General features: G+C 61.9%; 16 protein-coding genes and 2 pseudogenes. 7 read left to right on the plus strand and 11 right to left on the minus strand.

Annotated features, from left to right (window positions below; genetic code table 11):
- Positions 1-404 precede the first annotated feature (404 nt).
- From EC839_RS21605 to EC839_RS21615, 3 genes and pseudogenes are all read right to left on the minus strand, one after another.
- Entirely contained in the window at positions 405-1382 is a 978-nt protein-coding gene (locus EC839_RS21605) for a trans-acting enoyl reductase family protein (RefSeq protein ID WP_017638719.1), read from the minus strand.
- Positions 1379-1780, minus strand: a complete 402-nt coding sequence (locus tag EC839_RS21610) for a VOC family protein (protein ID WP_007162811.1) — start codon at positions 1778-1780, stop codon at positions 1379-1381. The genes EC839_RS21605 and EC839_RS21610 overlap by 4 nt, the downstream gene beginning before the upstream one ends.
- A gap of 18 nt (positions 1781-1798) precedes the next feature.
- Positions 1799-2542 (minus strand): annotated as a pseudogene (locus EC839_RS21615) (SDR family NAD(P)-dependent oxidoreductase).
- A 138-nt stretch (positions 2543-2680) separates the two neighbouring features.
- On the opposite strand from EC839_RS21615, the gene EC839_RS21620 reads away from it, so the two are divergent.
- The 4 genes from EC839_RS21620 to EC839_RS21630 all read left to right on the plus strand — a co-directional run bounded on the left by EC839_RS21620 (position 2681) and on the right by EC839_RS21630 (position 5560).
- Complete coding sequence (locus tag EC839_RS21620) at positions 2681-3571, plus strand: AraC family transcriptional regulator (protein ID WP_026083558.1); 891 nt, start codon at positions 2681-2683, stop codon at positions 3569-3571.
- A 213-nt stretch (positions 3572-3784) separates the two neighbouring features.
- Entirely contained in the window at positions 3785-4924 is a 1140-nt protein-coding gene (locus EC839_RS21625) for a hypothetical protein (protein WP_007162813.1), read from the plus strand.
- 111 nt (positions 4925-5035) lie between these two features.
- Positions 5036-5212, plus strand: a complete 177-nt coding sequence (locus EC839_RS24260; RefSeq protein WP_007162814.1) for a hypothetical protein — start codon at positions 5036-5038, stop codon at positions 5210-5212.
- 6 nt (positions 5213-5218) lie between these two features.
- Entirely contained in the window at positions 5219-5560 is a 342-nt protein-coding gene (locus EC839_RS21630) for a hypothetical protein (RefSeq protein ID WP_007162815.1), read from the plus strand.
- Positions 5561-5605: 45 nt separating this feature from the next.
- Here the strand turns inward: EC839_RS21630 and EC839_RS21635 are convergent, their stop codons facing one another.
- From EC839_RS21635 to sppA, 4 genes are all read right to left on the minus strand, one after another.
- Entirely contained in the window at positions 5606-6799 is a 1194-nt protein-coding gene (locus EC839_RS21635; RefSeq protein ID WP_026083557.1) for an ATP-binding protein, read from the minus strand.
- Between the two features lie 330 nt (positions 6800-7129).
- The gene (locus EC839_RS24265) at positions 7130-7291 is read right to left on the minus strand and encodes a hypothetical protein (protein WP_017638716.1); all 162 of its coding nucleotides are present in this window, start codon (positions 7289-7291) and stop codon (positions 7130-7132) included.
- Between the two features lie 244 nt (positions 7292-7535).
- Entirely contained in the window at positions 7536-8105 is a 570-nt protein-coding gene (locus EC839_RS21645) for an HNH endonuclease (RefSeq protein WP_177416780.1), read from the minus strand.
- A gap of 23 nt (positions 8106-8128) precedes the next feature.
- The gene (sppA, locus tag EC839_RS21650) at positions 8129-9073 is read right to left on the minus strand and encodes a signal peptide peptidase SppA (protein WP_017638714.1); all 945 of its coding nucleotides are present in this window, start codon (positions 9071-9073) and stop codon (positions 8129-8131) included.
- Positions 9074-9254: 181 nt separating this feature from the next.
- Here sppA and EC839_RS21655 point away from each other — a divergent pair, with 181 nt between their 5' ends.
- The 3 genes from EC839_RS21655 (at position 9255) to EC839_RS21665 (ending at position 11269) form a co-directional block, all read left to right on the plus strand.
- The gene (locus EC839_RS21655) at positions 9255-9848 is read left to right on the plus strand and encodes a hypothetical protein (RefSeq protein ID WP_017638713.1); all 594 of its coding nucleotides are present in this window, start codon (positions 9255-9257) and stop codon (positions 9846-9848) included.
- 435 nt (positions 9849-10283) lie between these two features.
- Positions 10284-10601 (plus strand): hypothetical protein, encoded by a 318-nt coding sequence (locus EC839_RS21660; RefSeq protein WP_017638712.1) that lies wholly within the window; start codon positions 10284-10286, stop codon positions 10599-10601.
- Between the two features lie 26 nt (positions 10602-10627).
- Entirely contained in the window at positions 10628-11269 is a 642-nt protein-coding gene (locus EC839_RS21665; protein WP_017638711.1) for a DUF6012 family protein, read from the plus strand.
- A gap of 128 nt (positions 11270-11397) precedes the next feature.
- Here the strand turns inward: EC839_RS21665 and EC839_RS21670 are convergent, their stop codons facing one another.
- The 4 genes and pseudogenes from EC839_RS21670 to EC839_RS21685 all read right to left on the minus strand — a co-directional run.
- The gene (locus EC839_RS21670; protein ID WP_007162819.1) at positions 11398-11961 is read right to left on the minus strand and encodes a hypothetical protein; all 564 of its coding nucleotides are present in this window, start codon (positions 11959-11961) and stop codon (positions 11398-11400) included.
- Between the two features lie 161 nt (positions 11962-12122).
- Positions 12123-12380, minus strand: a complete 258-nt coding sequence (locus tag EC839_RS21675) for a hypothetical protein (RefSeq protein ID WP_178121687.1) — start codon at positions 12378-12380, stop codon at positions 12123-12125.
- On the minus strand, positions 12370-12624 hold the full coding sequence (locus EC839_RS21680) for a hypothetical protein (RefSeq protein WP_017638710.1): 255 nt from the start codon (positions 12622-12624) through the stop codon (positions 12370-12372). The genes EC839_RS21675 and EC839_RS21680 overlap by 11 nt, the downstream gene beginning before the upstream one ends.
- Positions 12625-12797: 173 nt before the next feature.
- A pseudogene (locus tag EC839_RS21685) lies at positions 12798-13400 on the minus strand (DNA cytosine methyltransferase); the annotation flags it as partial.
- Positions 13401-14075 lie beyond the last annotated feature (675 nt).

The following is a 14075-nucleotide window of genomic DNA, read 5'->3' on the forward strand; positions in this document are numbered from 1 at the left end:
CCAAAGCGGACGGTTTCGGCAGGCTGTTTACGGCCAAAATCTGCCTTTGACGAGCGCCTAAATACTTCGCGGGCAGATCAATGATTCAAAAAAAGCCATTCGGCAGTAGCGGTATCCGAGCCAAACCTGTCCGTAGAAATTTGGTAAAAGCCGTTCAAGTCGGACGCGCTTCTGTATGTCCCAAGTGAGACAAGGGAACAGCATGTTGATCAAGCGCCGCTCGATGTATCGCTCGTCAGGAAGAGCGCGGCCTGACCGATCTCATATGCCTGGCTGATCCGACCGAGCGTGCTCCCCCTCGCTGAGGGCATCAATCACCTCCTAGGCACGCTCACCTAGAACGTTGCGCAGGGACGGGGTGTTCACGGGGCCAGGGCTGAGCAGATTGATGCGTACTAAGGAAGTCAGCGATCAGTGATGATCGTTCCGGCAATACTCTCGGCAAATTCACCGCCGAAAATGCGAGCTGGCGTTTCAAAACCAGGCTTGCGCTCGCCGCTTAACACCCGGCGCGCAGCTTCAATGGCGGCCAGCGGCGTGTAGGAATATCCGTTTACCGTTTCGATCATGGATATGGCAACGCTGCCATCCGCCCCGGTGACTTCTGCAACCGCGCAAGCCCGGTGGGTGTCCCGCTCATGGGCGCTGGGACCATCAGGCAGTTGTGATAAGTCACCCTTGGGAAAAGCCTCGCCCGAGATATGCACGAACATCGCGATGTTGGGGATGCCTGTCGAATGCCACCCCGTCACTAGATCACCGAAAGATAACGGCTGGCACGTCACCGGCCCGTCGCCAAAATCAAACTGGCGTGACTGCGCATCAGGCGTTACCACGAGTTCCCCGTCGACCCTTGCGAGCAACCCTGCGCCGATAATTTCGCTGACGCTCATCGCCGAACCCCGCGACATGGACCCGGGAACCTGCAGCGCAATGTTCAGCGCATGAGGGTCCGCAACCCGCTGGGCCACATGCATGGCTAGGCAGTCCGTGGGGACAACGTCCCAGCCGACGCCAGGCAGAAGCATCACGCCCGCCTCGCCAGCTTGAGCACCCAGCCGCTCCGCGAGCCTGTAGACATTGATCTCGGCCGTGATGTCTAGGTAGTCGACACCAGCCTGCATACACGCCCGCATCAACGCCTCAGCCGTTTGCGCGAAAGGCCCTGCGAAGTCCAACAGGACGTCTATACCATCCAGCGCCTCTGCCGCCTGAGCATCTGCTCCGAACACGCGGTAAGAAACATCCAGTTGCGCGGCAAGATCTTCAAGTCGATCAACAGTACGTCCCGCTATTTCGAAAGTTAGACCTAGTGCTTTCGCTCGCTCAGCGGCCATGCGCCCGGTGTAACCCGTCGCGCCGTAAATCAGTAGTGTCTTCATTGCGCGTGCTGCCAGTTTTTGTAGACGAATTCCACACTGTAGCCATCCGGGTCTAGCACGTTCGCGGCGTAATAATTCGGGTCGTAATGCAGCCGGGCACCAGGCGCGCCATTGTCAACGGCCCCATGGCTCATAGCGGCGGCATAGGCAGCCTTGACCTCGGCCTTGCTGCTCGCGACAAATCCGACGTGAGCAGCCCGTCCCTCGACCACACCCTCGCGCAGCCAGAAGAACACTCGGCCATTGGCGCCGAAGCCTTTGAGATCCGGATGACCTGGCGGGCCGTTCTTGCCGTCATAGTCCAGACGTGCGTTGATGCCAAGCGGCGACAGTGCCGCTTCGTAAAAACGAATGGAGCGTTCGATGTCGCTAACCGATAGGAAAACATGATCCAGCACGTCATAGTCCTCGCTTGTTCAGATGTTGTAGCCGCCTGCCACTTCGATGGTCTGGGCATTGATCCAGGCGCCGTCTTCGGACAACAGCATGGTAATGACCTGCGCTACATCTTCAGGCTCACCCACCCTGCCCAGAGCGGTTTGCCCAGCCAGCATCGCCTCGAACTCGTCGTTGAGCCCGCCTCCCAACTCAGTTCGAATCGCTCCAGGTGAAACCGCATTCGCCCGTATACGCCGATCACCGAACTCCTTGGCCATATAGCGCGTGAGCACTTCCAGCCCACCTTTAAAAGCCGCATAAGGCGCCACCCCGGCCGTGGCGACGCGGGTGGTGGCGCTGGTCAGGTTGACGATGCTGGCGTTTTCTTCCAGCAATGGAAGAAGTGCCTTGGTCAGGAAGAACGGACCTTTCAAGTGAACATTGAACAAGCCGTCGAACTGGGCTTCGCTGACAGTCTGCAGCGGGTTGAATAGGCCATACCCCGCATTGTTGACCAAGCCAGTGAGCGTGCTGATGTTCCAGACGTCTCTTAAGGTCATCACGACCGCTTCTCGAAACGCTTCGAAACTGCCCGCGTTGCCAACATCGAGTTTGAGCGCAACGGCTTTACCGCCGGCCTATTCGATACTCCCTACGACCTCCGCCGCTGCTTGGGGATTGTTGTTGTAAGTCAGGATGACACCCGTGCCACGCTGGGCAATGTGCCGTGCCGTACTGGCACCGATACCACGGCTGCCGCCGGTAATGACGATCACGCTCATATGGTGCTCCGCTGTTGATGTAATGAGTCACCACAGTAGCGACACACCGCTTCGCCGACGCAGCCTTTCCTACTCCAAACTTGCCTGTTTCTGCTTTTTTCTTGTACGGCGCGTCGGTCTCCAGTCAACATCCCTTCCATGAAAAATCAACTGAATGAGCTACGCATTTTGGCCGCCAAGGCCGAAAATCGCCGCACCGAGACGGGCATTCCGCGCGTCGCCATGGTTCAGGGCGATATCCCCGAGCACATGCTCGCTGCCGTCTACGACCCGATGATCAACCTGATCCTGCAAGGCAGCAAAACGATGACGGTGGGCGACCGCACCCTTCGGTATGACCCTGCGACGTATTTTGTGATGTCCATCGAGCTGCCCGCGGTAGGGGCTGTCCACCCTGCGGAGACAGGCGAGCCCTACCTAGCCGTTAGCCTGACCCTCGATCCGACAGTGCTCGCTACATTGCTGGCTGACCTTCCGAAACCTATGGGGCGGTACGAAAGCGACCCCGGCTTTTCGGTTGCTGCCATCACGCCAGAGTTGATGGACGCCTGGGTGCGCATGCTTCGACTCATGGGCAACCCTGATGCTATTGCCGCGCTCGCCCCAGCGTACGAGCGCGAGATATTGTTTCGCGTTCTACAAGGCCCGCATGGCTGGATGTTGCGAGAGATCGCCGCACCAGACACTGCCATGGCCCGCGTGAGCCTGGCCATTCAGTGGATTCGGCGGGACTTTGCTGAACCGATCAGAGTAGAAAGCCTGGCGCAAAAGGCGGCCATGAGCGTCTCAGCGTTTCACCGGCATTTCAAAGCCGTCACTACGCTGAGCCCATTGCAGTACCAGAAACGGGTTCGCCTGCTACAGGCCCGAACCCTCATGGTCGCCAGCGCCAAAAGCGTCACGGCCGCCGCGTTCGAGGTGGGCTATGAAAGCGCCACGCAATTCACGCGGGATTATGCACGGGTGTTCGGCCTGCCTCCTGCGCGGGATGCTGCGAGAATCTTGAGCGAAACGAGAGCCGATTTGTGACCTTAGCGAGATCCGACGCCGATCAGCGTGCTGCCGATAGCGGTGGTCATTATCGGAGTTGACCGTCCTCCACGAGCCCGGCTTAACTTGTTTGCGAGCTACTACTATTGGCCGGTACTTGCCCTACTTCAACGTCCGCTTTGGGTCGAAAGCTGACAACTTGCGTTCTATCGATTCTCCGTACGCTGGCTGCATCAACTGCAGGAAGCCAAGATGAGATCTATAGAACCCCTCGGCCCGGAACGGGCATCCTTCCCCCTCGAGCACTACCGCCAGGCGATCCTGTGCAAGGAGGCCTATCCCTGGGCGCGGCGGTACCTCGCCTCCCTGCAGTCGGGAGGTGTTCGCGATGTACTGGGCGCGGTGTCCTTTAACCTGCAGCAGCCCGTCCAGCTCATAGCCGAAGCTGTCCAGTGTGGTTGGTTCGTAGTGCCGAACGGCAAGAACGGGACGTTCAGCGCTCGCCACTTTGCCGAGCGCGGCCGGATGGCCGCAGCGCTGCCGTGGCTGCCGGACATCCTGCAGCGGGCGCTACAGGCCGAATCACGGGCGCGGCACCACCGCCCCGCGGAACGCTACACCTTCGGCGTTCGGCGGCTGCCCGGGTTCGTGGATCTGGCCCTGGCCCTGCCTCACCGCCTGTCTCGGCTCCCGCTCGATCACCAGGTTGGCGCCACCACGGGGGAGCTGTGGTTCGAGGTACTGGCTGACGTGCACGCTGTGACCGCCGCGCTCGCGGCGCAGATCGAGTGCTTTGCGCCGGCGTGGATGTGGGCTCCGGCCGCCTCACTTGAACACCAGGTTGAGCGCCTGCGGCAGCATGGGTGCGCGAACCTGCTGATTGCCTACGTGTCGCAGACCCGAGACCGCTGGATCGATAGTCCTGAGCAAAAGAAGCTCGAGGATGTGTTGTACCGAGGGTTACCGGTGGTGGAGTACGAACGGTGGTACCTGGAGAGGGCTGCGCGAGCGCGAGCAGATGAGGAGGGACGCTGGCGCGCGCCCTTCGCCCGGATCCGTGAGCTCGCCGGAATCTTCGATGACGCTCGCAGCTTTGCGCGGATACCGCTGGGGCGGCTGATCCGCGAGCTTTCGGGCGGCCGCTTCACACTGCAGCGCGAGGCAGATTCAAATCCCGGGCTGGTCGTCGAAGTCGCGCCAAACTACCTGGTCGGCGGGGGAGAGGGGATAGACGAGCCCTTCGCGCTCGCAAACTTTTGCCAGGCGCTTGCCGATGCGCTGGCCGATGTTCCGTGTTCCTTTCCTGGGTGCCTTGAGGCGTGCCGCCAGGCGCGCGCCTCGCTCATCGCGTTCCAATCCGACACGGCTGCGCCCTGCGAGCGTGCCGGCTAGCGCCTGAGACGAGCTAACTGCAGGTTCACACCCCTGGCCGGCGTGAACCTCGCCCGCGGCAGTACTGAGCTATGCGAGGATGACGGTCATCTGGCCTATAGGAGACCAATGATGAAGGTACGCATTGAGGTAACGACGGACGAGCTCGAGGACATGGGGTGCGACTCGGTCGACGAGCTTGCAGCCCGCCTGCGTGAGCAGCTGGATAGCGGCATTGTGGGCGAGGCCGGTGAGGCGGTTAGCGATTGGCTCGTTTCCTACGAGCTGACGGCTAAGCTCGCGGGGTAGTGGAACATGGAAATCGTTCCTGCCTTCGGCGCCGACGTCATGTATGCACTGATGTGGCTCTGCGTGATAGCCAGCGTCTGCAGCGCCGGTTCGTGGCTGTGGAAGCTCCTCATCAACCTAGATATCCGGCAGGACTACGCTCCGGCCCTGTGGGCGATAGGCCTGGCGTTGGGCGCCTTGTTGCTGTGGCGGGGCCAGGGCGCGCTTGGCAGTGAAGCGCCGCGCTATGAACGAGGCGAGGCGTCGTTCATCACCTTCTGGATGTTGCTTTCAGCCTTCTGCCTCTTTGGCCCTTTCGCGCTCCTATTCCATCGCTCGCCGGATTCACCCAAAGGGCCCAGTGCCTAGCCCTTCAGCCAGCCTCTTGCTGGACGCCCGCCCAGGCGGTTCGTGTCACGTGGCATCCCACTCATCCCCCGGCATAATCCGCTTCATGAACTCGTCAAAGAGCGGCACGGTGAACGCAGTATCACCATGGTTAGGGCTCCAGATCATGCCTTTGGCAATCAGGCTATTGCGGGTCGGCCCAAGGGCTGTCACACGTCGCCCGAGCTTTTCTGCAATATCCCCTGACCTATGCGGCCCTGCACCAAGCTCAGCCATGGCGCGGAGGTACTTTTTCTCAGCTGGTGTGAGCCGATCAAAACGAACCCGGAAGAAGCTCTCATCAAGAGCGGCTACGGCCTCGCCAGTGGCGCGCTCTACGTCCATCTTCGTGATGGGGCTCTGCTCTGCCACATCCCACGCATGCTTACCCCACTCCTGAAGGAAATAGGGATAGCCCCTGGTCTGATCCACAACAAGCCCCACAGCCTCGGCTTCGAACTTGACACCCTCGTCATCAGCCGGCTTTACGATAGCTATTGCCGCTTCAGCCTGGCTCAGCGGGCCAATTTCCGGGTAGTCGAAAAGCCGCTCTGCATAGGACTTTGCGTTACCAGCTCGCCCGCGCAGTTGAGGCAGGCCAGCACCTACCACAGTCACTGGCAGCCGGCTCTGAGCGCACCGATGGAGAGCAGAGATTAATGCGGCAAGCTCACCTTCACCCACGTACTGAAGTTCGTCGATAAAGATGACCAGCGCGGTATCGCCTTGCCGAGCGGCTGAGCCTGCTTGCTCAAGCAAGGCAGCCAAATCGCTTTCGAGATCACCGTTGTCGGCAAGGCCTGGCTCAGGGTCGAAGTCCAGCCCTACCTCAATGTCGTTGTAGGTCACCTTCAAGGCCTTGGCGAAGCCTGCCAAGGCGCGCAGGCCACGCTGAGCCATGTCTTTCGCTGCCTCAACCCGGCTTAACCGAAGTAATGCGAGGCGCAATTGGGGGGCCAGCAGCGCTGGCAGGGAGCGACCTTCAGGTGCCTCGATACGGATCGTATGAACCCCTGCGGCCTCGGCATCTGTACGCATTTGGTCGAGCAACACGGTCTTGCCCACGCCGCGCAACCCGACCATCAAAACGCTTTTGGCCGGGTTTCCTCGGCGCAATCTTGCAATGCCAATCCTCACGCGCTCACGAAGTTCACCTCGGCCAGCCAACTCGGGTGGCGGCGTGCCGGCCCCCGGAGAATAAGGATTACTGATAGGGTCCATAGCTATACAAACCTTTGGAGGTTTATCGGATTTAGATAAATCTACATAAATTCGCTACAAGCTGCAAGGTGAGTGACTTCGAACAGCCAACTCGAATGCCCGGCGAATCGTCGCCAGATCTACCGTCAAATAAGGCTTTGAGTGGTTGAGGTGCTGGTGGCCCACGATCGTCTGCACCATCTCCCGTCGCCGGCCGCGAGTACGCGAGCAGCCAGGGAGCGCCGCCCACTAACCGACACGTAGCGCGGCAAGGTCCTCGGGCTCGCCTTTAGCATCAAGCTCACGAGCCGATGCAGCAGGTTCACGGCCCATGAGTCGTTTTGCCTGGATTCAGTAACCGAGCCAGATAAGCACATCGCAGGCTTTGTACTCGGGGTGGTCGCCCAGCTCTGCGAACATTTCAGACGGATCGAGCGTGTGCTTCCGGCATTCACGTTCCGCGTCTTCACGGGTCACCATTCTTTCCTCATCCATCGCTTCATCGAGCGTCATTATGCTTGCTACCTGTTTGGGTTATTCGGCCACGCTTTGAAACTTGGCCGCCTAAGAGGCCCCCTTCCAGGGGATATTTACCTGGGGCTGCTGATCTCATGCCATGCCTTGTAATGCGGTGTAGCGCATCTGTATGGGGGGGACGATTAGGTCATTAGCCAGGGCAAGCATTTCGAATTGCCCATTCAGATTCTCCACGCCGTCGACGATCACGCCGTCTTCGATTGTCGCGTCCGGGTACCCGTCAGTTCTCCACCGGCATGATCTTCAGCTGCTGCAGAAGGCGATGGGTAAAGTCAGGGCCGGCAGTGAGCAGAATGCGGGCGAGGTTGCGTTCTCGTACGCGGACTTTCTCCGCAATGCGGAGATGCCCGACCGCCTTGTTGCACCGCGCGTGGGCGAGCACAAGATTTTCATTGCGGTCAGATCCGCCCGTATGTGAAGCGAGCAAATGCTCGCGCGTCATTTCCTCGCGCGTCATCTCATTCAGGCAGTAGAAGCACAGATCCCCATCGCGTTTACGCAGTGTGGCTACGTTATGTCGACGGGCCCTCGCCGACTTCGTTTCTCCCATCTGGTCCTGGGTAGGATCGACCTGCGCAACGATCATGAACGGTACGTAGGTCAGTTGGAGTGCGGAAAGCTCGCCTTCGCCCCGACCTGGCATCCATTCGGCTCGATTGCTGAGCACCAGCTCTTCAGCACGCTGCCAAGAGGTGCTGGGGTATTGAGTGCCCATCGGATCGAATACCTGAACCAGACGTACTTCATTTGCCGGGGCTAGCGCTGGTGCGATAGAGGCCTGAAGCAGCATTGGGGACATCTTCACCATGTGACTCATCGGAGCGATACGCCACTGAAGCCGAGCGCCATCGACAGCTGCTGCGCGGCGGAGGCGCCCAGGCGCTTCGCGAAGCGATCGAAGGCATTGTCCTTGACGGTGAAGTCGACCTGGCTGGTGGCGCCCACCAGGTCCCGGGCGACATAGTCGACATCCCCCAGCTTATCGATCAGGCCCAGCTGCTTGGCCTGCTCGCCGGTCCAGATCAGGCCGGAGAACAGCTCCGGATGATCGGCATCCTTCAGGCGATCGCCGCGGCCGGTCTTCACCGACTGGATGAACTGCTGGTGTGTCTGCTTGAGCACGTCATTCCAGAAGACGGTCTCTTCGGGGTTTTTCGGCTGGAACGGATCCAGGAACGCCTTGTGCGCGCCGGAGGTGTAGGCCCGGCGTTCCACCCCGACGCGGTTCATCAGGTCGACGAAGCCGAACGACGCCGCCGTCACGCCGATGGAGCCGACCAGCGAGGCTTTATCGGCCACGATCTCGTCGGCGGCCGCGGCGATGTAGTAGGCACCTGAGGCGCCCAGGTCCTCGATGACGGCGTAGACCGGCACCTTCGGATGCAGGCCGCGCTGGCGCTTGATCTCGTCGAACACCTGGCCGGCCTGTACCGGGCTGCCGCCGGGCGAGTTGATCTTGAGAACCACGGCTTTGGCGCGCTCGTCATCGAACGCGCGTCCGATGGCCTTCTTCAGCGCGGCGGCGTTTGCCTCGGCGCCGTCGGCGATCTCGCCCCGCACCTGGATGACGGCCGTGATCTGCTTGGCTTCATCCACCTCGTCGAGTTGCAGGTGCTCGACCAGTACCGCGCCTGCAATCAGCAGCAGGCCGGTACCCCAGAAGGAATACTTGAGCAGCTTCAGCCGGCGGGAAGCGCGCCGCTCTTTGATGAGGTCGCGGATGAGTTCGGGAAGCAGCGTGGTGTCGTGTTCGGACATTGGAACCTCGTGGCGGGTATCAGACCGCCAGTGTCGCGAGAGCAACGCCGAAAAAGTCGCGAGTTTGCCCCTCTAAAGGGCGTGTACCGGCCCGGTTCCCGCCCAGGACGGGCGTGAATCACCAGCCCAGAGAGTAGTAGCGCGATGATACTGATCCCTTCTTCCAGTCGGGATTCCAGGCATGAAATACGCGCTCGAGCACAGGGGCGGTCGCACCCTGCCAGTCGATCCGGCCATTTATCTCAAGGCCATCAAGGCCCGCCTGGCTTGCGCCCAGGCGCAAGGTGCCAGGAGCATCTGGATCGACCACCGCGACGGGCTGTGGCATGGCAAGGCGACCCATACTGCGCTGATCAGCGCCCTGGAGCAGCTTGCTGCAGAAGGGTACGGATTGAGTTGGGACGAGATGCGCGGCATCCAGATGCTTCGGTTGGACGTCGATCCGAAAGTATCTCTGGCGCCGGCGGCCGTCCGCAGCGCGCTGGGCCTGGTCGAGACCTGGGACACCACTCCCTTTAAAGCCCCGGAGCCAGTGGCTCCGCCGGTGAGCCATGGCAGCCAGATGGGCGACTACCTTCTTTTCCTCGCGCTGATTGCATCCCTGGCCGGCGCCCCCTTCGGGTTGGCACGTATGCTCGACGCGCCTACACCGGGCCCCTGGCTACTCGCCTTCTACTACGGGGTGTTTGGACAGACCCTCTACACCTGGGGCTCGGTTCTGGTGAAGGGCTTCCTGGCTGCGGAACGTTCGCGCCGGCACACGCCGCCGGCCTGATACGCCCCCGGCGCCTGTCGAAGGCGCCCGGTGCCGGCGGCTGGCTAGATGTCCTCTTGACGTCGCGTGCTACCGGAATGACAGTCAGCGGCCCACGTTTCGGAGGGTGAACATGACTCAACCTCGTGCACGGGCATTGGGCCCAACAATCGATGGGCCAGCGCGCGCTCGGTCGGCGCCGACGGCGGATCACGATGCGCACGCGTTGGCCCGGCAGCTCCTGGCAGAGCTCACCGGCACGCCTGGTGAGCTCCAGGCCGAGCTCGATGCAGCATCTCGGGCAACCCCCGAATCCCCTACCAAGAAGGGCGTGAATCGCCGCTTGCGCTAAGGGCGCCAGCTGCACACTAGGCCGACCGCCCGGGTCGACGCCTTTGCTGCCAAGTGGGAAAGCGCGTTGATCTGGGACGGACCACTTCTATCGAGGACGGCCCCATGCTCGACCTGTACAACATGATCGGTGCACTGATCCCCACGGCTGGCCCCACCAAGGCCCATCCAGATGACGCTTACCGTGAAGGCTATGCCGCCGCGATTGACGACGCGTTGAAGAAAGTCGACCAGGCACCTGACGCATCCACGGCCGCGATCGCTTTCGCGCTGGAGACCGACGAGGGCATGACTTTCCTGCGGTGCTGGAATGAAGGCGACTTCGACGCCATCCGCCGCGAGTGGCCGGAAGCGCCGGATGACGTCTTTGAGGGCGCCGATCCGCTGTTCAAGCGAACGAGCTCCCAACTGCCGGCCGGCTAGCACCCCGACGCACGAGGCAGCCGCTAATGCTCATTCATCTGGTACCGCGGTTCCTGACCTGTCCGGTTTCGGGGCCGCACGTCCAACTGATCGACCTGCGGATCGACTCCATCGGCCTGCTCCTGCGTGATCGGGTGGACCTGGCCACGCGCCGGCCGATGCCGAACAAGCGCATGGCGATCGGCTGCAGCAAGCGTGGCCGCCTGGCGCGGGTAGGTCTGCTGATCGATACGCTCCGGCCGGCCCAGCCATTCACCGTGGTGTATCGCTGGGCGGTAGCGGCGGAGCAGCTGATCGTGCATCGCGTGCACTATGAGCTGCTGGGCGAGCCCGACGCCTACCAAGTCGTCTCAGACAAGATGGCGACCTGGCCGCAGCGGCCGATGGAGTACCAGGATTCGATCCCAACCTTTTTGCAGCCGCGGCTGGAGGCGACGTGCCTGACGCCCCGCGACAAGGTCGTCAACCAGCAAGTAGGAAGCAACGGGCTGCTGCTCGAGCGCGAGGAGTCGTTCCAGGTCCCGCTGCTGGACTGCGGTGATTGGTTCAAGCGGCTGAACGAGTCCCTGGGTGATCGGGCGCCGCGCCTCGCGGACGTCGTGGCCTGTCCGCTCGATACCGCTGACCAAGGGATCGATCCCTATCCCCTTGCTGGTGGTGAGGACTAGGCCAGAGAGCCGGCGAAAGATTCTTTCGCTCCCTGGATACCGCCTGGCCGGACCTCTGCTGCCGCTACGCCTTTGTAAGATTCTTACACGGCGAAACCGCCTATAGCGTGCCACCGTGCATAGGTGGCCTAGGCCTCGGCCGCCTGGCGCAACCGCGCGAAATTGCCACTGGACCGCACCAGCTGCCTGAAGCGTCTTTTGAATGCCAGCCGCGTGAAGGCCGGCGCCCAGGGCACTATCTGGTTGGGAAGCGGCTGGATCCCCTCGAGTGACGGCCATGGGGGGCCTGGGGGTAGCAGGTCGCGGCGCTCGGTTGCCATCAGCACCAGGTCTGCCTCCTTGATGCTGGCCGGCATCTGCGCAGCGATCTCGAAGCGCGCTGCGATGGCCATCCAGATCCGCGCCTCGATTGCCTTGAAGCCTGGCAGCAGGTCCTTGAGTGGACTCACCATGTCGCCGACGTAGGCCTCGGCGGCATCATGCAGCAGCGCGTGAAGCGCGTCCGCCGGCGGTACCAGGTGGCTGGCCAATACGCTGTGCTGGCCAACGCTGTAGTGGGTCTGGGTGTAACCCGCGAATCTGCAGATGTTCGCCAGTGCATGGGCGATGTCATCCATCACCACCATGTCGGCTTCAGGCGCCAGCAGGTCAAATTGCTTTCCAGACTGGGTGAGGATCCAGCTTGCGCTCATTCGCTACTCCGGTGAGGCGAAGGTCTAGGTAGTGGCCACCGTAACCCATCTTCATCGACGCGCTAGCGCCAATACCGCCTGCGGCGGGGCCTCAATAGCGAGGAGCGCTCCTCCGCACGCGCAATTCTCTACGCCGCGGGATCGTGGACCACAGCCGACGCTCAACCGGCGAGCTGGGCGCAGCGCAGTGCCAGCTTGTGGTGGTAGTCGGCACCGGTGCAGGTGCGCTCCAGGCGGATAACTTCGTCGAGCGCCACGTCGCGCCCGCTGCACTCAGCAGCGGCCCGGGCCAGCGCTGCGCACATTCGGACGACATAGCCGGGCGCGAGATATCTCGGATCGCGGGCGAGATCACCCTCCGCGGTACCGCGTGCTTGGAGCGCCCGCTGGATGATTCCTGCAAACGGTTCATAGTCCATCTGGGGCACGATTTTCTCCTTTAAGGGTTTCCGCGTAGCGTAGTGCGGTCTGAACGAGACGACGGCCGCCGGCGGCACGTGCGGCCTTCTGCGTTTTTCCGATCACGCGGCGAAGGCCATCGCGCGCGAGTTTTAGACTGGTCGCCTCAGCGTCGGCGGCTTCGAAAAGCGCGTACAGAATACCGTCGGCTTCCTGCAAGGCATCCAGGTCCTCGGCCGACACGTAGATCGTTGCGCCGCTCATGGCTGGTCCGCCCGGGGGCTCTGGGCTGTGTTCATCACTAAGCGGCGACGGCGCTGCGCCGCCTCCACCGTTGCGCCTTGAAATGAGTCGTTCACGTCGTTCTTCTCCTGAGCAAAGGGTGTTGCACCGATCGGCCAGGCGGCGCTGCCACCGGCCGGATCGGTGACTTGACGCTACGCCGCAGCTGTTCGCCGCGGAGTCGCCACTGCGGCGCGCCAGGGGTCGTTGGCCCGGGCAATGGCCGCCATGTGCGGCGGTGAGACGCTGTTGCCGCACATGTGGACCTGCTCGGACTTGGTGAACGGCTTGCCGTCGTGGCCAAATTCGATCTGGTAGGAGTCGGGGAAGCCCTGGGCGCGGTACAACTCTCGCGGCTGCAGCATGCGCAGGCCGATGTCGACCACAACGTAGGGGATGCCTTGGATCGTGACGGTGACGAGCGCAAGGCGGTCCTTCGTGGTGACAGTAGGGGAGGGCTCATCCGGCCGGCTCGTGTTGTCCGCACCGTAGTAGCTCATCAGGAATGCGGCGACGCGCAGGCCACCGGCTTCGACCTCGGGCGAGAGCTGCAGCTCGACTACCGAGGTCTTGCCCCCGCCGCCGGCGGTGATGGTCGGTGCCGGCTCGTCGACGCGTTGGCCAACGGAGCCGCCGAACTGCCGGGATAGGAAGGCGGTGACCGCGCCGTGGTGCTGGCCGGAGGCGCTGATGGTGTGCAGCGGTTCCTCGAGGGAGCGGGCATCGCAATTACCGCGCAGATGAGCGAGGGTGGCCGCCGGCCGCCTGGCTGTGGTGGGTGCAGTCGGGCGACATGTGAAACCAGCCCACCCGGCGGCCGCCGCACTCGGTGTCTGGGTCGCCCTCGAAGACATCTGTGGTGAAATGCCTAGCCGCCGGATGGTTGGCGGTGTGCATGCTGATGGCTTTTGCAGAGTGGTTCTTGGCCACGGCGACCGGGCGACCCAGAGCGTGAGAAGCCAGGGCCAATCCATGGCTAGCTGCCGGCAAAATGCGGTGAATGTGCCGGAGTCGACGAAGACTTTACCGCCCTGTCCAGGTGGTCAGGTAGGGCCCGCAGCTGCTGCCTGAGCATCACTTGATCGGCGACGACCCCAACTGCTATCCCAACGTCGAGTGCGGCTTGAAGGTCGCTGTCGGCAGGAAAGCCAGAGTGGAACGCGATATTCCAGGTGAAAGGGGAGGACATGGTCGGCGACTCGCTTAAGAAAATGCCTACCCTGTCTGCCTTTTGAAATACGCAAGTCACAAGCGCACTAAGCGAGGCTCTAGGGTCTGTACGAAAAGTCGCCGAGCGAAGGTCAGGCTGCGTTAAAATTAGCTGGATCGCCAGTCCGGCCAAGGTAGCGCCGTCGGAATGCTCATTGATCATTCGTAAACCCGCTCTCGAGCCCGGTCGAGCGCGAGTCCGATCCGCTTCTTCAAAGATCATT

Source organism: Pseudomonas sp. JUb52 (assembly GCF_004341115.1).
In the GTDB taxonomy this organism is placed as follows: Bacteria; Pseudomonadota; Gammaproteobacteria; order Pseudomonadales; family Pseudomonadaceae; genus Chryseomonas; species Chryseomonas oryzihabitans.